Raw genomic sequence first — 17,878 nt, 5'->3', positions numbered from 1 at the left:
ATCAATCGAGCAGGGCGATCGCACCCAGCCACCAATCTTCTAGCTGTGTCCCGGTTGCTGAAATGACCTGAGGGCGCACAATAACAATGCCCACAAGACAACCCGCCAAGAACGCAACGGTGATATTTTTCATGGTAGATGACGAAAATCATCAGTCTTGATCACGTTGCCGCTGGGAATTAGGTTCCTTGAGGTGTCAGGAAAGCATGAGAAACGAGCAATCGCCAGCTTCCAGGTTTAGCAAGCTGGGGCAGAAGTGAGCATACTCTTCCTGCGCTGTCATGGGTCATTCGTCCCTTGTGCAGATTGACCAATGGCAGGTGGATTCCATGCCTGAGCCGACTAGGCTAACGGCAACAAAATTTCAAATTCTGTCCCAAAGTCAGGATGTGATTTCAGATTCAGCTTGCCCCCATGCTTTGCGGTGACAATTTGATAGCTAACCGCCAGGCTTGTTTCTTTCTCGGTTCGGTTCTTCACCGAAAATGAATCCATAATGCGCTGATACTGTTCGGCGGACAACCCAGGGCCATTGTCTGCAATGCGAATTAACACCCACCGCGATGATTCCATCGTGGAATTTTGAGTATCGGTGTTAGGGTCAGCTAATTGTCGCGATCGCACCTGGGTTGTAATCGTAATTTGCGGCTTTGGCTCAGGCTGAAGGTGCCTTCTTCCCGTTCCAGTCGTGCCAAATTCCTGCGCCAGTTTTTGCCGAATCGCTTGATTGATCAGGGCATCGATCGCATTAGTCAAGATGTTCATAAACACCTGATTGAGCTGCCCCGTGAAGCAGGCAACAGGTGGCAGATGCCCGTAGTGTTTCACAACGTCAATGTCGCCCGTCAGGCGGCTTTTAAGCAGCAGCAAAATACTGTCGAGCGATTGATGCAGGTCGGCAGGTTTGGGGTAAACGTCATCGATGTGGCAAAAGTTTTGCAGGCTAGTGACCAGCGTTTTTAACCGATCGGCTCCGGCCTTGATGCTGGCGATCGTTTGGGGCAAGTCTTGCCGCACATAGTCCAGCTCGATCTCCGTTTGCAAGTCCTGAAGTTCTTCCGGAATGGTGGGGAAGCAGACCTCGTAGGCCGATAACAATCCTAAAATCTGTTCGGTGTAAATTGAAACGTGGGTTAAATTACCCCAGATGAAGCTCACCGGGTCAAGAATTTCGTGGGCAACACCATCCACCAACCGCCCTAAACTCGCCATTTTTTCGGATTGAATCATCTGCACTTGAGTTCGTTCGTACCGAACCTGCGTTTCAATTCCGCGAATTTGCCAGTACGCGATGTTCAGTTCATGAACATTAAGCAGCGTATAGGTAGAAGCATCGATTTGCACCACAATTGGCTCGCCCTGATATTCAGGCGATCGCCGCAGTGCTAGCTGTGCCGCCACCCGAATCGGGGTCGATTCTGGCAAGATCAGGCTGTCAGTACGGGTATAGCTCAGCAGAACGGATAAGGGCTGCGTCAACAAAAGATCCAGTCCCTGTGGCCGAATCAGGCATTCCAGGAACCGTTGCCGCGAAATCATGCCTAAGAACTGGTTTTGCTCTAGCACCACCACTCCAGGAACCAGTGGGTATTGCTCAAACAGGCGCATTACCTCTTTTGCCAGATAGCAAGACTCCACCTGGAACTGATACTGCGACAGTTCGTTCAGAGGTGAGTCTAAGTGAAGTCCCTGATTGCTGGCTTCAAACAGGCAGGGCTTTGACAATCCCGGTCTAGAGCGTTTGGTTGAGGTCATGAAGTTTTCAGGTCTTTATGATGACCCAGTGACATCACAATGAAAGCATAATCGTTTCTAGGGTGCCCACTAACTCCTGTTTGGCAGCTAAGGGGGCTGATGCAATTGCGGTGATTGCGTCCGCCGATGCACCATGATGTATAGTAGACTGTCGATCTAAGTTATCTAGTGTTGAGCAATGTCTCTGCTAGAGCCGTTTCGAGAAGCCTATCGCAACCTGGATTTGCTGCCGTTGCTTGACCCACAGGAGTTGGGAAAGTTTCGGGTGGAGTATGGCGCGGATGTGCTGGCCGAGCTGGAGCAGTTGGTGGAAGACGATGACTCGCGGGACGGCAAGATTATTTTTGCGGGACATCGTGGCTGCGGCAAATCGACCCTACTGGCTGAATTTGGGCGGCAGTGCGACGAACGGGGCTACTTTGTCGTGTTTTTTTCGATCGCCGACACGATTGAAATGTCGGATGTGAATCACATCAATATTTTGTTTGCGATCGCCCTCAACATGATGGTTGAAGCGGAAAAACGGCAGGTTAATATTTCAACGTCGGTTAAAGAATCGCTATACAAATGGTTTGCAACTCGCACTCGCATTGAAACTGAAGCAACAAGCGCTGAAGCCGGAGCGGGTTTCGATCTTTTCAAGTTTATTAGCGGTAAACTCAAAACAGAAGCAACGATTCGAAATGAAATCAAGCATGAGTTTGAACGCAATATTTCAGATTTAGTCGGGCGGCTGAATGAAATTGCAGCGTTAGTTGAAGCGGCGACTCAAAAACAAGTATTGGTCATTATTGACGACCTGGATAAGCTCGATTTGGGGTTGGTACGTCAAATTTATCAAGACCACATTAAAGCGCTGTTTCAGCCCGGTTTTCGAGTGGTGTTTACCATTCCAGTGTCGTCGTTACGGGAAGGGTCGCTGCGAGCCATTATTGTGTCGGCTGCCGACGACCAGATTGTAGAAATGCCCGTAGCCAAGCTATTTGACAAAGGCGAACGACGAAAACCACATCCCGTCTCTCGGCCTGAAATGAGAGAAACGCTGTGCCATATTCTGCATAAACGCATTCCAAATGGTGTGATTGAGCCGGATATTGCCGAACAAATTGTTTTTTACAGCGGTGGCGTTTTGCGTGAGCTAATTCGAATTGCTAATATTTGCTGCCGCATTTGTTTGCGATCGATTCGTCGCCATCCCGATCGCACCGATATTATTATTAACCAGGCCGTTTTAATAGAAGCAATTAAAGATATTCGGCTTGATTTTGAAACGCCATTAGGCAAGGCAGATTACCAAATTTTGCAGGCCACATATGACACATTTAAACCCGACGATCCAAAAGATCAAACGTTTTTAGATCTGCTGCATGGACTTCACATTTTGGAATATCGCAATGATGAAGTTTGGTACGATACCCACCCGATTGTGACCGATTTGCTCAAACGAAAAGGGTTGGTCAATGATACATGATGACCCAGACGAACGGGACGAGGCTAACACGAAAGCGTATGAAGAATTGCTCGTCTCGGTTGAAGCCAGCGAGGGCAAGTTAAGCCTGCTGATTGCCGTGTCAGACAATACAGAATTGCGGGAGCAAATCATCAAACGCTACGAGGCGGATTTATCGCCTCAATGCCGTCCCTACCGAATTACTTTGCCGCGCCGAGAACCCAGCTTGCGGTTGGCGATCGCCCAAACGGTTCAGGCTGACGATTATTTGCGCCAGGGCGGCAATGCTGTTTTAACCGTCACAGGAGCGGAGAAGCTGTACTTCTTCAAGCTAAATGAGGAGCGATCGGAGCAGGAAATTTTCTTTGGCTACTTGCAGTGGACGCGGGAAGGGTTGCGAGAATTTCCGTTTCCAGTCGTGCTTTGGGTAACCCATCCCATTCTGGATCAGCTCAGCTACCGCGCCCCCGATTTTTGGAGCTGGCGCAACGGTGTGTTTCGGTTTGTGTCGCAGCAGCACGGCATAATGCCCCGTCCCAGGTTGGCGTTTCTAGCATCGTCTGCCTCGCCTCAGTTGGCTATTCCTAATTCTGATGATGCGCCTCGATTGTTGCCCATTCCCCACGGCTTAGATTCATCGCAGTTCAACGACGACTATTCCGGTTCGATCGCAGACCTGCAATCGTTAATTCAATCGCTGGAACAACAGGGAACGAAAATACGGCTATTAGGCTCGATGTATGCCCGTTTGGGGTTGGCCTACATGGAGAGACTAGAGCAGGGAAACGCCCAAGACTATCAGCAAGAGCATGATGCGGCGATCGAGGCATTTACCAGAGCCGCTAACATTCAGCGAGAACTGCGGTTGGAGGCTGATTTGGCCGAGAGTTTGAACTGTCTGGCAGGGCTTTACTATAGCCAGGGGCGCTATGGCAAAGCAGAACCGCTCTATTTGCAAGTGATTGAGCTAAACAAACGAGTGCTGGACGCAAACGACCCTGATGCGGCAACCAGCCTCGAAAACTTAGCCAGACTGTATGACTCGCTGGGGCACTATGCCGAGGCAGAAACGTTTTATCTCCAGGCGCTGGAACTGAAAAAGCGTCTTTTAGGGGCAGATCACCCCGAAGTAGCGGCGATCTTAAATAACCTGGCGTTTGTTTACAAATCTCAGGGGCGCTATGGCGAAGCAGAACTGCTGTACTTAGAAGCGATTGAAATTAACAACCGTTCCTCCGATGAGGAACTGGCGGACGTGGTCATTATTTTGAATAATTTAGCAATGGTTTACACCGCCCAGGGTCGCTATAACGAAGCCGAAGCGCTATACGAGCAGGCGTTGGAATTGAGCGTTCCGGTGCTGGGCGCTGGCCATCTTTACACGCTGCTAGTGCGCGAAAACCTGGAGAGTCTACATTCTGAAACGCGATAATGCTGCTCTGTGAGGCTGTCTTCGTCGTTACACTATGTTATTAGTTCGGTTTGTAGATTCGGTTTGTAAACAAGTTGAAACGGATGACAGCGACCCCCTCTTTCGTTCCTGTTGCCATGACGATCGCCGGATCGGATAGCGGTGGCGGAGCCGGAATTCAGGCTGACTTGAGAACCTTTGCCTTTCATCAGGTTCACGGTACCAGTGCCCTGACCTGCATCACAGCACAAAACACCGTAGGTGTGGCAAGGGTGGATGCGTTGCCTGTAGAGTCTGTGACGGCTCAAATCACTGCTGTCGTAGACGACATTGGTGTGCAGTCTGTTAAAACGGGGATGCTGCTGAATCAAGACATTATTTCTGCCGTTGCGGAGCAGGCAAAAGCGCTGAATTTACCCAATTTAGTCGTTGATCCAGTGATGGTATCGAGAACGGGTGCCCAACTCATTGACGATGCCGCGATCGCCACCTTGCGAACAGCACTAATTCCCCTGGCGACGGTGCTAACCCCCAACCGCTATGAGGCACAAATTCTCAGCGGGTTAGATATCCATACGCTAGAGGATATGCAGGCGGCAGCAACCGCCATTTTTGCACTGGGGTCAAGGGCGGTGCTGGTGAAAGGCGGCGGCATGACCGGAGACCTGCGTGGGGTAGACGTGTGGTTTGACGGCGATCGCCTCGAAACCTTGAAGACCGATACAGTTCAAACCAACGACACCCACGGAACAGGCTGTACATTATCGGCAGCGATCGCCGCCAATTTAGCGCTGGGTCATGAGCCTGCGGCGGCTGTCCACTTTGCGAAAGAGTACGTTACCACGGCGCTCCGTTATGCCCTTCGCATTGGTCAGGGTCAAGGGCCAGTGGGGCACTATTTTCCGCTGCTTCAGTAAGCAGCACCTCATGTCGCTCACAGCTCGGAGGTTTCAACCGATGACCAGGTGGCATCCAAGAACCGTTCCCGTTCGGCTCGGGCGATCGCCTCATGGGCAGCATCCACGGCATCTGGATTAACCGACACTGCCGTTGCTCCCCATTGCACCATTCGTTCGATCGTCTCAGGATACTGGCTGGGAATTTGACCGCAAACCGAGCAGGGAATTCCCTGTTCATTGGCCGTTTGAATGAGCTGCTGGATGGCACGCATCACGGCGGGATGGCGCTGGTCAAACGCAGACGCAATTTGATATTGGTCGCGATCGATCGCCAGTAATAAATGAGTCAAATCGTTGGTGCCAATGGCAATGCCCTGCACACCTGCCTTAACATAATCAGGCAACAGAAACAAAACCGAGGGCACTTCTGCCATAATCCAAAGCTGAAACTCTGGGATTTGAGCCAACCCCGCTTGCATCACCCGCCGACGGCAGAAGCTAAATTCTTCAACGGTTCGCACAAACGGCAGAATCAGGTGCAGGTTGGTATACCCTGATTGCTGCACTTGCCGCAGGGCAGCCAATTCAATCTCAAACAAAGCAGGATTGACCACATAGCTAAACGTGCCGTGAAGACCCAGCATGGGATTGGTTTCCGGCTCAACATTGCTGCCCTTTAGCAAGCGAAACTCGTGCGATCGCAAGTCCAACGAGCGATAGTACACCGGACGCGGAGCAAATGCGTCTACAAACTGGATAATTTGACTGGCAATGCGATCAATCAGCCGTGGTGCGTCTGCCAGCCACAAACTGGGATGCTTTTGCTCCAGTGCCGTCAGCATCATCAACTCAGCCCGCAACAACCCAATGCCATCGACAGGAAGCTGGGCGGCCTGCGAGATCCCGTTGGGTTGGCTGAGGTTAATCAGCAGTTGCATCGTACGCGATCGCGCCTGCGGCGGCTCAGCTAAAGCGGGGTCAAATAGCGGAGCTTTGGGAGCGGCAGATCGAGTTCGGCTGGCATGAGCTTCCTGCTGCACCATCGTCGCTAGCGCAGCTTCATTCTCCAGGCGATAAACCAAGCCGCGATCGCCATTGACAAAAACCAGGTCTCCACTGTGCAGCAATCGGGTTGCGTTTGCCACCCCAACCACAGCCGGAATACCCATTTCACGAGCCACGATCGCACCATGACAGGTCATTCCCCCTTGCTCGGTGACAATGCCAGCCACCCGCTCGATCCACACCAACCAGTCGGGTGTAATGTTTGCCGCCACCAGAATAATCCGATCGGGCGGTGGCAGCGTCAACTGCTCTGGATCGGTAACGACCCAGGCGCTAGAAACCATTTGCCCAGTGGATGCCGCTAACCCGTTTAACACGACTGGCGCTGATAGGTTGGATGAGGTGGCAGGCTCAGCAAACGCTAGAGGGGGGTCTGCCTCCGTTACGGCGATCGCCGTCGCGCTCGTAAAGGTAGGCTGTCGATTCTGCGGTTGAGGATTCACCTGAGTCACATAAATCATCGGCTCCGCTGAAAGGTCTGGGCGGCAGAGTAGCCATTCCAGCCGCAGATCGTGCCCCATTTCAGCCCGAATGGGTTGGGTTAGTTGCACAAGCTGCTGAATTTGCGCCGGGGTGAGGGCATATTGCTCTTGCTGATGGGCGGAGATGATGTACGTCTGTAAACACGAGTAGGTTTGAACCAGCAGCGCTGATGTTTCTGGCAGGGCAGAAGGGGCACAGAGTTCTAAATAGTAAGCATAGGTTTTGCTGCCTAAATGCTGAGCCTTCATTTGCCCTGAGGCGAGATCAACGATATGGCGATCGGGCAGGCTTTCCCCCCAAACCAGGGCGTGCCCCAAGCCCCAAACAGAACGGATTTCAGCCTGAGTAGCCAGTGTCTGCAAATCTCCGGCGGCGATCGCCGACCACAACGGTTGAACGACAACCGCTAGCTTGACCTGCTGAAGCTGCAACCCCGATCGCTGCCAATATATTAAACTTTTGGCTCGAAACAGTTGTGCCCAGACCTGCTTCAACCCTGAAGCGATCGCCTCGCGGCTTACCCAACCCACCTGCGCCTCCAGCAAGCCCCCGGTGCGGTAACTCAATGTTGGATCAACACCCGACTGTAACGCCAGAGAGGGACGAAACATCAAAGCTGGTGCTTGCCATGCAGCGACAGCCGTTTCAATCTGATCCAGCCACGATTCCGGCAGCTCGCTAGCGCGAATGGTCTGCTGAATGCGTTGTGCGATCGCCTGCAATTGCCGTGGCTGGTTCACATCCAAATGGAGCGATGAATTGGGCAAGTCGGCAAATAGAGGTTCCAGCCAGTTCATTTGCTCCAAAAACTCTCGCAGCAGGTTGGCCGAAATCACTAGACCAGGAACCACAGGGCATCCCCGCTGAGCCAACAGACTGAGGTAAAATGCCTTGTCTCCTACCACGCTGCGATCGGTCGGCTGAATTCGGTCAAACTGATAGAAATTATCCACAAGCGTCAAGCGCAATACGGTGAGGCAATGCCTTTAGCAAACGATTTAGAGCGATCGCCCTTCAGCCTTCTTTCTAACTCTAACTAATCTAAATAGGAGGATTGATAAAGGCTGAGGGAATTAGCGCGATAAACAATTGGGGAATTAGAGACCGTTGAAGAAGCCTAATCTGCCATCCGTTACAGGTACGATGAAGCCTTGAAGTAACCTCTTAAAACAGGAAGGTGAAGGGAGAAGCGGGACAGTTTCTTTGCTGTTCAGGCATCCTTTACTATCCCAGAGCAAGCCAAAAGAGGAGAATGCTTTACTTTAAAGAATCTCATATATTTCGAGCGGCAAGCCATCTGGATCTTGGAAGAATGTAAATCGTTTTCCGGTCAGTTCATCAACCCTGACCGCTTCTAGCACAACCCCCTCGGCGCTAAGGCTGGCGCAGGCTTCATCTAAATTGCTCACCGAAAAAGCTAAATGCCTCAGGCCACAGGCTTCTGGACGGCTGGGGCGATCGGGCGGGTTGGGAAACGAAAACAGTTCAATTTGATCTCGTCCGCCTACGTTCAGGTCGAGCTTATAGGAATTTCGCGCCGCTCTAAAGGTTTCTTGAATAATTGAAAACCCCAAAACATTCACGTAGAAATGCTTCGATTTTTCGTAATTAGAACAAATGATCGCAACGTGATGAATGCCCTGGGTTTTCATTAGCAAAACATTTCTAAGAAGATACCTGAGAAGGATTCAACAGTCTACATTAGTCTCCTAACTTCCCAATTTTAAGGACTTCCAAACCTGCAAACTCCCCCCTTTTGGGGAATTTAGGGAGCGATTCGAGTTGGGCTTAGCACTCCTCCAGACAGCCTCCAGTAACAACCCGAACATTGGCACAACACCACTTACCAGGCTGTTTAGCCTCTGTTTTTATGGCAAACGGATGGCTACAGCCGGGTAGACTGCTTCAGAATGCAACCACAACCAGTGCGATTCGGCAATTAATGAGTGCCATGAGACGGGCAGGGAGGTGCAGAGATAGAGCGATCGAGCCACCCTGTTGCCTGTTGCAGCCTTGCCACTGCTTCTTCCGGCTGGTCGTTGAGTAAGTACAGCAGCGCTGTAGCGGCCTGTTCGCTGGCGCGTGCCTTGCGGTTTGACTTAAGCCGATGCCAATCACCAGGGGCGATCGCCAGTCGTTCTGCTAGAGCTTGTGCTAATTCTAACGTGCTGAACTCTGCCAGGCGGCTTGTACCTGGAGTAGACAGAGTTTCAGAAACCATAGGTTTAACGTGGATGGAGTCGGGCATATTAGTCTGGTATGGAGCGGAGTCCTTATTCTTACTCTACTACGGCGCAGCATGAAGCCTTCTCAAGATCCCCCCGATTCCTCTAAGCATCCACCAGAGTTTGATCAGACGCTGCACGAGGTTGAGCGATCGCTGCAAACTCTTAAAACCCGCTATGCCCAGGTACAAGCCGACCAGCAGCAGCAGCAAGAGTTGCAGCAGCGGCTGTCTCAGGCGCAACGCCAGTATCGCCAAACTCGATCCAAATCGCTGCAAGCGGAGTTAAAGCAGATTAAACAACAGCTTGATGATTTAGAAATAGCGCTAGAAAGCCAGCTTGTCTCGTGGAGCGGCCTGAAAGAAGTGTTCTGGTTGGCGGTTCGATTTGGCGGAATTGGAGTCGTACTCGGCTGGATTCTAAAATCTCTAGCGGGATAAGCAAAGAAAGCTAAACCGGCAACTTGCGCCCAGTTAAGGCACTCACCGCATTCAGCACCCCATTCAACGCTACAGGTTTGGTTAGATACGTTTGAAAGCCAGCCAGTAATGCCCGATCGCGATCTTCTGTTCGAGTAAGACCAGAGATGGCGATCGCTGGCGTTTGCCTATTGCGCTGAGCATCCAACCGTTTGATTTGACGCATCAGGGCGCAGCCATCCTCATCTGGCATCATGATGTTGCTGATCACCAGGTCGGGATCACGCTGCTGGAACAGTGCGATCGCTTCACTAACACAACCTGCTTTGATGACATCAGCACCGTTTTCTTCCAACAAGAAAGCAAAAAGATCTCTAGTATCGGCATCATCATCAACAACGAGAAGCTTTAAGCCAGACAGGGGACATTCAGGCATAAAGGTGAAGATCAGGTATGAATCTGGGGTTCAAAGCCATCTCTCAATCGAGGCTCGACGAGTACCTGACGTAGGCGGTAGTGAAGGTACCAGGAGCCGAACAACAGGTGATGCAGCGAATATCAAACAGCGTGAACTATCAAACAGTGTGAAATGTAGAGTTTTATAGAATTTCCTCTTACGAAACATACCCCGGAATTAGCCAGGATATCTGTCCGATGCCGCACATAAGCTAGTTGCTGATAGAACAATAGCCCTGTATCCAGGCCGTCAGTGATGCGATCGCCACCCCTCAATCTAAGTCTTCAAGATCCGTTCAAATTCCTGCTTAATCACCCGGTAACACTCACAAGAAGTTGTTTTCAGGTGGTCACAGTCTAGAATTGTGATTCTGCCACGCGTGTATTGAATCATTCCCGATTGCTGTAGCGCACCTGCGGCCACAGTGACACTAGACCGACGAATGCCAATCATTTCAGCGATAAACTCCTGGGTGAGGTAAAACTCGTTGGCTTGAATGCCATCCCGAATCGTTAGCAACCATCGGGCAAGGCGTTGCTCGATCGTGTGGAGTCGATTGCAAACGGCTCCTTGAGCAATTTGAACAAATAACGCCTGAATGTAGAGTAAGAGCCGCTTTCGCAAGGTTTCACTGCGATTAATTTCTGCTTTCAGCACCTCTGCACTCATCCTCATCCCAGTTCCGGCCAGTTGCACAATGGCTTGATAGCTAGTGATGCCATCTCCAACTATCTCAGGCGCACCCACTACTCCTTCTCTGCCAACGATACCGACTTCCACAGTCGCTCCGTTTTCCATCACAGACACCAATGAAATGATCGCCCCGATTGGAAAGTAAACATACTCAATGCGATCGCCCGGTTGATACAGAATTTTTCGGGCTGGAAAAGATACCATCTCTAAATAGGGGGCAAGCCGCTGATACTCTTCGGTTGGTAGGGCGGCAAGCAGTTGATTGTCCAGTTGATTGTCCAATGGTTTAGGAGAATAAATCGGCATAATGTCATCCGGCTTCTAGCTTTGAAGGCAGCAAGCGAACAAGAAACAGGATGAGATGCTGAAAAACGAAGCGTGCCTATACAAAGACAACACGCCGACAACCCATTGGGTTGCGTGACAGCTAGCCGAGCATAATTATTGGTCGATACTTCTGTCCGTACGATGCCGTACACTAAATCTCACATCTATGCACTTTGCTCAATATCTCGGTGACAAATGAGCATGAGTGTTAGCAAATCTCCTGAAACTGCCATTGAAAGCGATTTCAGCGGCTATGTTTAAGTAAGGGGGGTCGTTTACTTTTTCCTGCCCCTCATGCTGTAACCTTAATTGCTGATCTTTCCATGACCATCCACCGAATTGCAGACCTTCTACGAACTGGACAGCCCGATCAATCTATCAACATCCAGGGCTGGATTCGGACAAAGCGAGAACTGAAGGAATTCACCTTTGCCGAGGTGAACGATGGTTCGTCTCTAGCAAGTTTGCAAGTGGTAATCAACCAGGACGTGCCCAATTATGCAGAGGTGGTTCGCAAACTAAATACAGGCGCTTCGGTTGAGGTGTCGGGTGTGCTGGTGCCCTCTTTAGGGAAAGGGCAGCGGATTGAGCTAAAAGCAGACGCGATCGCTGTCCACGGTGAAGCCGATCCAGAAACCTATCCGTTGCAGAAAAAGCGTCATTCTTTTGAGTTCTTGCGAACGATTGGGCATTTGCGATCGCGCACCAACACCCTGGGAGCTGTCTTTCGGGTACGCAATGCGTGTGCCCATGCGGTGCATCAGTTTTTTCAGCAGCGCGGGTTCCTCTGGGTTCACACACCTCTTATTACAGCAAGCGACTGTGAAGGAGCCGGAGAACTGTTTACCATCACCAGCCTGAACCTTAAGGATCTGCCGCGCACCGAGAACCAGGAAATTGATTTTAGCCAGGACTTTTTTGGTAAACGGGCTTACCTCACCGTGAGCGGTCAGCTTGAAGCAGAAATTATGGCAACGGCGTTTACCAATGTCTACACATTTGGCCCTACCTTCCGCGCCGAAAACTCGAATACCTCTCGCCACTTAGCAGAATTCTGGATGATTGAACCAGAGATGGCGTTTTGCGCTCTGGATGGCAACATGACGCTGGCGGAAGAGTTTCTCAAATTCGTGTTCAAAGCGGTGCTGGAAACCTGCCCCGAAGACATGGAATTTTTCAACCAGCGGATCGATAACAGCGTGTTGGAAACGGCTAATCATATTATCGACAGCGAGTTTGAGCGGATTACTTATACAGAGGCGATCGCACTATTGGAAAAAGCCGATCGCACGTTTGAGTTTCCCGTATCCTGGGGGCTTGATTTGCAGTCAGAACATGAACGGTATCTGGCGGAAGAGTTGTTTAAAAAGCCGTTAATAGTAACCGACTATCCAACCGAAATCAAAGCCTTTTATATGCGTCTCAACGATGACGAAAAGACCGTTCGGGCAATGGATATCCTGGTGCCCAAAATTGGTGAGATTGTCGGCGGCTCGCAACGGGAAGAACGGCTGGATGTGCTAGAACGACGGATTAAGGCTGCCGGGATGCCGATTGAGGAGTTGTGGTGGTATCTTGACCTGCGACGGTATGGAACCGTACCCCATTCCGGCTTTGGTCTGGGTTTCGAGCGGCTGATTCAGTTTATGACGGGAATGACGAACATCCGAGATGTGATTCCATTCCCCCGGTTTCCTCAAAGCGCTGAGTTTTAGCCGTTAGCGTCCTCATCCTCTATTAGAGGATATTTGAAACAAGCAAGCGGCTCTTGCCTGCCCATAAAGCACAGACGGGACGGTTAAAAATACCGTCCCGTCTATGATGTGGCGACATAACGATCGCTACAGAGAAGCAACGCTTCCAACAAATTACATCAAACCGATTTGAGATAGGATGCCCTGACCTGTCACATACTCAGTCACCAGACCGATCGCAAACCCCAGCATTGCTAGACGGCCATTCCAGGTTTCGGCGAAATTGGTAAAGCCAAACTTTGCGTCTTGATTATCCATGACTCAGAAAATCTCCAAAAAGGCAATAATCTCTTAATAAAAGTTAACCCATCCAGAGCTAATTCGCAACACTTCTATCCAATGATTTTCGATGCAATGCATTGAATGACAGCTCAATTCGCACCCATCCTTGGATGAGATGCAGTGGGTGGGTGCGATCGCGTCAGTTATTCTCCTGCCGACTCCGGTTCTGGGGTGGCTTCTGGTGACGAACTGGGCGAATTTGCCTCAGAGCCAGGAGATGTTGCAGGCGTTGAGGCATCTCCTGCGGTTGGCGATGGACTGGGAGATGCTGTTGGAGTGGCTGGTGCAGGCGATTCGGGAACCTCAGCCTGCTTCCATTCATCGGTAGGCCGACGGACGGCACTGTTGAAATCGGTTGAAACGAGCCGCACCTCCAGTTCTTCCGAGGCTTCGGTGGGCGGATCGACCTGGGCATACATAAAACTGCGGTTGAAGTCGTAGCCGCCCAGCACCAGACGATGCGTTTCGTTGTTCTGTAGCGTAACTGAAATAGTAGCTAGCGGTTCGTTTAGCCCAAACTCTGCCTGGTCGCTAGCAGCAACGGTAATGGGTTGAGCGCTCCGTCCGGTAACCAACAGATTGAGTAAATAGGCCACAGAGGCATCGGCGGCGGGTGCAGCATCGGGTTCTAGCATTTGCCACTGCCCTTCGCTGTTGCGCTCAAATTGAAGCGATCGCGTCTGGGTTTCTACCGTTAACGCTTGAACATCGGCTTCTGTAAAGTTAAAGATCGGTGTCTGGTCAGCGTTGGCCGTGGCGGTCTGCTGAGATGTACCTTCGTTTTGGGTAACGTAAACAACTCCACCCAGCACCAGCGCTGTGACGAGCAAAATCATCGTGACGGGTTTAAGTTTCATTCTTCAGCGTCCTCAGCGTCGTTTCCACCAAACAGCGATCGCCACAACTAGCGCCAGCAAGGGTAAGATAGCCAGCGACCCCAGGGTTACTAATGTGCGTTGCTGCCCCGACATCACAATGCGGCGGCTCGTCATTTCTGCCGGACGAATTGAGAGTAACTGGTCATCTTGCTGGCTTAACCAGCTAATCGCATTCAGAAACACGTCGCCGTTTAGCTGTTGGTCGAACAGGCCGTCTGTAATAAAAGCAGAGTTCCCGATCGCTACAAGACGAGCTTCCGGCTGGCTGGCTTCTGAATCGTTGGCAGGTTCCTCGTCGAGTGCGTCGGCATCGGCAGTCGTATCAGGACTGGGAGAAGGCGATGCCGTTGCGGTGGGACTGGGACTCGGTGATGCCGTTGCGGTGGGACTGGGACTCGGTGATGCAGCCGCATTAGGACTGGGCGATGCGGTGGCATTCGGGCTAAGGCTGGGGGAAGGACTGGGAGACGACGCCGCTTCCGGTTCGTCTACATTACGGGTAAAGGCAGCGGCCAGGGTAAAAGAACCTTCTGGGTCAACGCTGGGGTCAAACTGGAGCTGTCCATCCTCTGCAATGCGTTGTGCCTGGGTGCGATCGCTCGTAATCAACAAGGAATCGGCACTCACACTGGACTTGGGTTCAATTCCAATCGGACGGGCAACTGGATAAAGCGAGATGCCATTACCAAAATCTTCGGTGATGGGATGCTGTCCGTATTGGTTAATGATAGTGACACCGACCCCTAGCCCGGCAGCTTGCCCTGCTGGGTCAACAATGAGGCGATCGCCAAATTGAATGCCCCACGGCTCCAGAATTGAATCCAGACCCGGATCGGTTTGCGGATCGATCAGCAGCATCAGGCCACTTTTGCGTTCCAGGTACTCACCCAGGGCGTTTACCTCTGGCTCCAGCAGTTCCCGCTGTGGCCCTGCAACCACGACTACATCGGCATCTGCCGGAATCTGCGGACTGGCCGCAAGGTTGAGTGGTTCAGCCGTAAAGCCTTCCTCTTCAAGCTGAGCAACGGCCTGGGTTAAGCCGCGTTGCCCGCCTTCTAGCGGTCGTTCGCCATGCCCTTGCAGGAAGTAGACTTTCGCCGTGCGATCGCTACTGACTTGCGCCAAGGCATTTGTTAATCGTCGCTCGGAGAGCCGCTCTTCTGGGGTCAGCGTTTGGACAAACTGGCGGGTGTCGCCAATTTCTAAATAGACTTCCCCAAGGGTTTGCACGTTGAAACGCTGCGCCAATCCTGGTTGCGCTTGAGGATTGACGTATTCGTAGCTGAACTGACTACCTTGCTGGCGATAGTTTTGTAAAAGCTGCTGATCTTGCGGGTTTGGCGTTTCGGCAAAAATCCACACTTTGACAGGCTGCGCCAAGGCTTGCACGGTTTCTACAGACTGAGGTGCCAGTGTAAATATTTGGTTCTCCGTCAGGTCGAGCCGCACCGGATAGCGGACGGCTAGAACGTTAATCAACCCCAAAATGGCGATCGCCGACAGGGTGGCAATGACGGCATTGGTGCCTACCTGGGTAGACCGACGACCAAAGAATCCACCTTTGGGGCTGCTGTCGAGCAGCAGCCAGAGGACAATCACACCAATTCCAGCAATCAACAGGCCGATGGGTAAAGCGCTCCAACTGCCTGATACCAGACCAGCGGTTGCTCCCATAATCACCAGCACCGGGCCAAGCCAGAACAGAAACTTCAGATACTTCCAGTTGATTGCCTTTGCTTTCATGAGGACATTTAAAAATAGGGGATATTGAGGCGCAACGAGGTAGAGAGTGAAGGGAATCCTACCTTGCTATGCAGCATTAGGACTGTTGAAATCTCAGAGCTTCAATCGACTGAGCGGTGAGGAACAGCCCCAGCACAATGTAGCTGACGAACACGATGATACTGCCGGAGTCGAGAATACCCTGGATCAAATTGGTGTAGTGTCTGAGCAATGAGAGGTGCCCCAGCGCATCACCAAAGGAGCCGCCAATGCTTTGGGCGATCGGGTCAATAATCCACAGCAGCAAAATGAGTCCAAAGGTAAGAAATGCCGCCAGTATCGTTTTGTCGGTCAGGGACGAGACAAACATCCCCAGAGACAAAATGGCGGCGGCCAGCAGAATTAATCCTAAGTGGCCGAGCAGCATGACCGTAGGCGACACGGGCGGATCGGAAGCGCTGAGGGCGATCGCTTCGTACACCATAATCGGCAGAATCAGGGTAATGAAGAAGGTGACAACGCCCAACAACTTGCCTAGAGCCACGGCCCAATTGGTCACTGGAGACGTGGCTAACAGTTCCAACGTGCCGCGTTTTCGCTCTTCGGCATATAGCCCCATTGATAGGATGGGCAGCACAAACAGAGACAGTGAGCCAATTACACCCAGAAAAATACTTAAAAACTGATAGGCCACATCAATAGGCGGCTGGGTGATGCCAAGCTGATCGCGCACCGCAACCTGGGCAATGAGTCCATCGGGTCCCAGCAAAATGGCGGTAAAAAAGAAGCCCCCCAACAGCCAGAAAATTCCGGCAATTAGGTAAGCGAAGGGTGAGGCAAAGTAGCTTTGCAGCTCTCTGCGGTAGATTGCAATGACATTGCCAATGATGACACCCATTTATGCTGCTTCTCCTCCAGATGGTTCAGTCGTCTTCAGCGAATTGGCATTGTCTGGCAAATCGCTGGATTCCACCGCTTTTTCTTCGGTGGTGAGTTTTAAGAAAACGTCTTCTAAACTGACGCGAGTACGGCGCATTTCCCACAAACTTAAGCCTGCACCCACCACGGTTGCTGCAATGTCTCGCCCCGGGTCAACGCCCGGAGCCGACTCAATTTGAATGATGTAATGGTGGTTCGTCGAATCGGGAAGCGGCGCGGTTTGAACAGTTTCAACCCCAGGCAAATTTTGCAGTGGCGATCGCACCACCTCGAATGACCCATCTACCTCCAGCTCATAGCCTGACTTTCCGGCAAGTTGGGCAGTCAGTTCAGCGGGCGTGTTAGTGGCAACGACCTTGCCCTGGTTAATAATGGCGATGCGGCTACAGGTCATCGTCACTTCGGGCAAGATGTGGGTAGACAGAATGATGGTGTGGTCGCCAGCCAGACTCTTAATCAGGTTGCGAACCTCAATAATTTGACGAGGGTCAAGTCCGACAGTTGGCTCGTCTAAAATAATGGCCGGAGGGTCGTGAACGATCGCCTGCGCGATGCCCACCCGCTGGCGAAACCCTTTCGACAATTTGCGAATCAGGACGTTTTGCTTTTCCAGCAGGTTGCAGCGCTTGAGGGCAGATTGAATCCGGTTGGCGCGATCGCCCGCCGGAACACCTTTAATGCGAGCCACAAAATAGAGAAATCCTTCTACGGTCATGTCGGGATAGAGGGGCGGCGTTTCTGGCAAATAGCCAATGTGTTTGCGAACCGCCATCGACTGCTCATGCACATCAAATCCGGCGATGCGGGCTGTGCCGCTGGTGGCAGGGAGATACCCTGACAAAATCCGCATGGTGGTGGTTTTTCCGGCTCCGTTTGGCCCCAGAAACCCTAAAATTTCTCCTGGTTCTACGGCAAAGCTCACATCCTGAATGGCAGGAATCGCGCCGTAGAGTTTGCTTAACTGTTCAACTTCTATCATTCGACCTCCAACCCGATGCCATGCTAACCACCCTCGACTGCACTGTTTGCAGTTCTAACCAACATTACGCCATCTGCCTATCGTGGACTTCAAGGGTGAATTGTAGCCAAAATGACAGCTAACTGTGTGTCGGCAGTATG

Annotated in this window: 17 protein-coding genes; 5 read left to right on the top strand and 12 right to left on the bottom strand. The window is 51.6% G+C overall.

What is annotated here, in order from left to right:
* Position 1: 1 nt before the first annotated feature.
* Complete coding sequence (locus tag IQ268_RS32700) at positions 2-133, bottom strand: hypothetical protein (protein ID WP_255527133.1); 132 nt, start codon at positions 131-133, stop codon at positions 2-4.
* 209 nt (positions 134-342) lie between these two features.
* On the bottom strand, positions 343-1,755 hold the full coding sequence (locus tag IQ268_RS02420) for a sensor histidine kinase (protein WP_193875188.1): 1,413 nt from the start codon (positions 1,753-1,755) through the stop codon (positions 343-345).
* A gap of 178 nt (positions 1,756-1,933) precedes the next feature.
* Between IQ268_RS02420 and IQ268_RS02415 the strand changes: the two genes are divergently transcribed.
* From IQ268_RS02415 to thiD, 3 genes are all read left to right on the top strand, one after another.
* A complete protein-coding gene (locus IQ268_RS02415; protein WP_193875186.1) occupies positions 1,934-3,226 on the top strand; it encodes a P-loop NTPase fold protein in 1,293 nt (430 codons plus the stop codon).
* A complete protein-coding gene (locus tag IQ268_RS02410) occupies positions 3,216-4,637 on the top strand; it encodes a tetratricopeptide repeat protein (RefSeq protein ID WP_193875184.1) in 1,422 nt (473 codons plus the stop codon). The genes IQ268_RS02415 and IQ268_RS02410 overlap by 11 nt, the downstream gene beginning before the upstream one ends.
* Positions 4,638-4,720: 83 nt before the next feature.
* Complete coding sequence (thiD, locus tag IQ268_RS02405) at positions 4,721-5,533, top strand: bifunctional hydroxymethylpyrimidine kinase/phosphomethylpyrimidine kinase (RefSeq protein ID WP_193875182.1); 813 nt, start codon at positions 4,721-4,723, stop codon at positions 5,531-5,533.
* Between the two features lie 17 nt (positions 5,534-5,550).
* Here thiD and IQ268_RS02400 read toward each other — a convergent pair whose 3' ends face one another.
* From IQ268_RS02400 to IQ268_RS02390, 3 genes are all read right to left on the bottom strand, one after another.
* Positions 5,551-8,016 (bottom strand): putative PEP-binding protein, encoded by a 2,466-nt coding sequence (locus IQ268_RS02400; protein ID WP_193875180.1) that lies wholly within the window; start codon positions 8,014-8,016, stop codon positions 5,551-5,553.
* A 309-nt stretch (positions 8,017-8,325) separates the two neighbouring features.
* Positions 8,326-8,715: a VOC family protein gene (locus IQ268_RS02395; protein ID WP_193875392.1), complete on the bottom strand. Its 390-nt coding sequence runs from the start codon at positions 8,713-8,715 to the stop codon at positions 8,326-8,328.
* Positions 8,716-9,002: 287 nt separating this feature from the next.
* Positions 9,003-9,284, bottom strand: a complete 282-nt coding sequence (locus tag IQ268_RS02390) for a DUF6439 family protein (protein WP_193875178.1) — start codon at positions 9,282-9,284, stop codon at positions 9,003-9,005.
* A gap of 78 nt (positions 9,285-9,362) precedes the next feature.
* Here IQ268_RS02390 and IQ268_RS02385 point away from each other — a divergent pair, with 78 nt between their 5' ends.
* Entirely contained in the window at positions 9,363-9,728 is a 366-nt protein-coding gene (locus IQ268_RS02385; protein WP_193875176.1) for a DUF2203 family protein, read from the top strand.
* Between the two features lie 10 nt (positions 9,729-9,738).
* Here the strand turns inward: IQ268_RS02385 and IQ268_RS02380 are convergent, their stop codons facing one another.
* On the bottom strand, positions 9,739-10,143 hold the full coding sequence (locus tag IQ268_RS02380; RefSeq protein WP_193875174.1) for a response regulator: 405 nt from the start codon (positions 10,141-10,143) through the stop codon (positions 9,739-9,741).
* Between the two features lie 297 nt (positions 10,144-10,440).
* A complete protein-coding gene (locus IQ268_RS02375) occupies positions 10,441-11,163 on the bottom strand; it encodes a Crp/Fnr family transcriptional regulator (RefSeq protein ID WP_193875172.1) in 723 nt (240 codons plus the stop codon).
* 344 nt (positions 11,164-11,507) lie between these two features.
* Between IQ268_RS02375 and asnS the strand changes: the two genes are divergently transcribed.
* Positions 11,508-12,899, top strand: a complete 1,392-nt coding sequence (gene asnS / locus IQ268_RS02370) for an asparagine--tRNA ligase (protein ID WP_193875170.1) — start codon at positions 11,508-11,510, stop codon at positions 12,897-12,899.
* 153 nt (positions 12,900-13,052) lie between these two features.
* Here asnS and IQ268_RS02365 read toward each other — a convergent pair whose 3' ends face one another.
* The 5 genes from IQ268_RS02365 to IQ268_RS02345 all read right to left on the bottom strand — a co-directional run bounded on the left by IQ268_RS02365 (position 13,053) and on the right by IQ268_RS02345 (position 17,738).
* Positions 13,053-13,196, bottom strand: a complete 144-nt coding sequence (locus IQ268_RS02365; RefSeq protein WP_193875169.1) for a chlorophyll a/b-binding protein — start codon at positions 13,194-13,196, stop codon at positions 13,053-13,055.
* A 167-nt stretch (positions 13,197-13,363) separates the two neighbouring features.
* Positions 13,364-14,077 carry a DUF4340 domain-containing protein gene (locus IQ268_RS02360; RefSeq protein WP_193875167.1) on the bottom strand — a complete coding sequence of 238 codons (714 nt, stop codon included), beginning with the start codon at positions 14,075-14,077 and terminating at the stop codon, positions 13,364-13,366.
* A 12-nt stretch (positions 14,078-14,089) separates the two neighbouring features.
* Entirely contained in the window at positions 14,090-15,841 is a 1,752-nt protein-coding gene (locus tag IQ268_RS02355) for a Gldg family protein (protein ID WP_193875165.1), read from the bottom strand.
* Positions 15,842-15,917: 76 nt separating this feature from the next.
* The gene (locus IQ268_RS02350; protein ID WP_193875163.1) at positions 15,918-16,718 is read right to left on the bottom strand and encodes an ABC transporter permease; all 801 of its coding nucleotides are present in this window, start codon (positions 16,716-16,718) and stop codon (positions 15,918-15,920) included.
* Positions 16,719-17,738 carry an ABC transporter ATP-binding protein gene (locus tag IQ268_RS02345; protein ID WP_193875161.1) on the bottom strand — a complete coding sequence of 340 codons (1,020 nt, stop codon included), beginning with the start codon at positions 17,736-17,738 and terminating at the stop codon, positions 16,719-16,721. It abuts the gene before it with no gap.
* Positions 17,739-17,878: the final 140 nt, after the last annotated feature.

This window comes from Oculatella sp. LEGE 06141 (assembly GCF_015207605.1).
Classification (GTDB): Bacteria; Cyanobacteriota; Cyanobacteriia; order Elainellales; family Elainellaceae; genus Oculatella.
Note: the sequence above shows the minus strand (reverse complement) of the source record. Positions and strands in the feature narration are given on the sequence as shown.

Bases quoted from the DNA above. Each gene is read 5' to 3' on its own strand.
- IQ268_RS02350 (WP_193875163.1), bottom strand. From the start codon at position 16,718: ATGGGTGTCATCATTGGCAATGTCATTGCAATCTACCGCAGAGAGCTG.
- IQ268_RS02395 (WP_193875392.1), bottom strand. From the start codon at position 8,715: ATGAAAACCCAGGGCATTCATCACGTTGCGATCATTTGTTCTAATTAC.
- IQ268_RS02375 (WP_193875172.1), bottom strand. From the start codon at position 11,163: ATGCCGATTTATTCTCCTAAACCATTGGACAATCAACTGGACAATCAA.
- IQ268_RS02390 (WP_193875178.1), bottom strand. From the start codon at position 9,284: ATGGTTTCTGAAACTCTGTCTACTCCAGGTACAAGCCGCCTGGCAGAG.
- IQ268_RS02365 (WP_193875169.1), bottom strand. From the start codon at position 13,196: ATGGATAATCAAGACGCAAAGTTTGGCTTTACCAATTTCGCCGAAACC.
- IQ268_RS02385 (WP_193875176.1), top strand. From the start codon at position 9,363: ATGAAGCCTTCTCAAGATCCCCCCGATTCCTCTAAGCATCCACCAGAG.
- IQ268_RS02345 (WP_193875161.1), bottom strand. From the start codon at position 17,738: ATGATAGAAGTTGAACAGTTAAGCAAACTCTACGGCGCGATTCCTGCC.
- asnS (WP_193875170.1), top strand. From the start codon at position 11,508: ATGACCATCCACCGAATTGCAGACCTTCTACGAACTGGACAGCCCGAT.
- IQ268_RS02355 (WP_193875165.1), bottom strand. From the start codon at position 15,841: ATGAAAGCAAAGGCAATCAACTGGAAGTATCTGAAGTTTCTGTTCTGG.
- IQ268_RS02420 (WP_193875188.1), bottom strand. From the start codon at position 1,755: ATGACCTCAACCAAACGCTCTAGACCGGGATTGTCAAAGCCCTGCCTG.
- IQ268_RS02380 (WP_193875174.1), bottom strand. From the start codon at position 10,143: ATGCCTGAATGTCCCCTGTCTGGCTTAAAGCTTCTCGTTGTTGATGAT.
- IQ268_RS32700 (WP_255527133.1), bottom strand. From the start codon at position 133: ATGAAAAATATCACCGTTGCGTTCTTGGCGGGTTGTCTTGTGGGCATT.
- thiD (WP_193875182.1), top strand. From the start codon at position 4,721: ATGACAGCGACCCCCTCTTTCGTTCCTGTTGCCATGACGATCGCCGGA.
- IQ268_RS02410 (WP_193875184.1), top strand. From the start codon at position 3,216: ATGATACATGATGACCCAGACGAACGGGACGAGGCTAACACGAAAGCG.
- IQ268_RS02360 (WP_193875167.1), bottom strand. From the start codon at position 14,077: ATGAAACTTAAACCCGTCACGATGATTTTGCTCGTCACAGCGCTGGTG.
- IQ268_RS02415 (WP_193875186.1), top strand. From the start codon at position 1,934: ATGTCTCTGCTAGAGCCGTTTCGAGAAGCCTATCGCAACCTGGATTTG.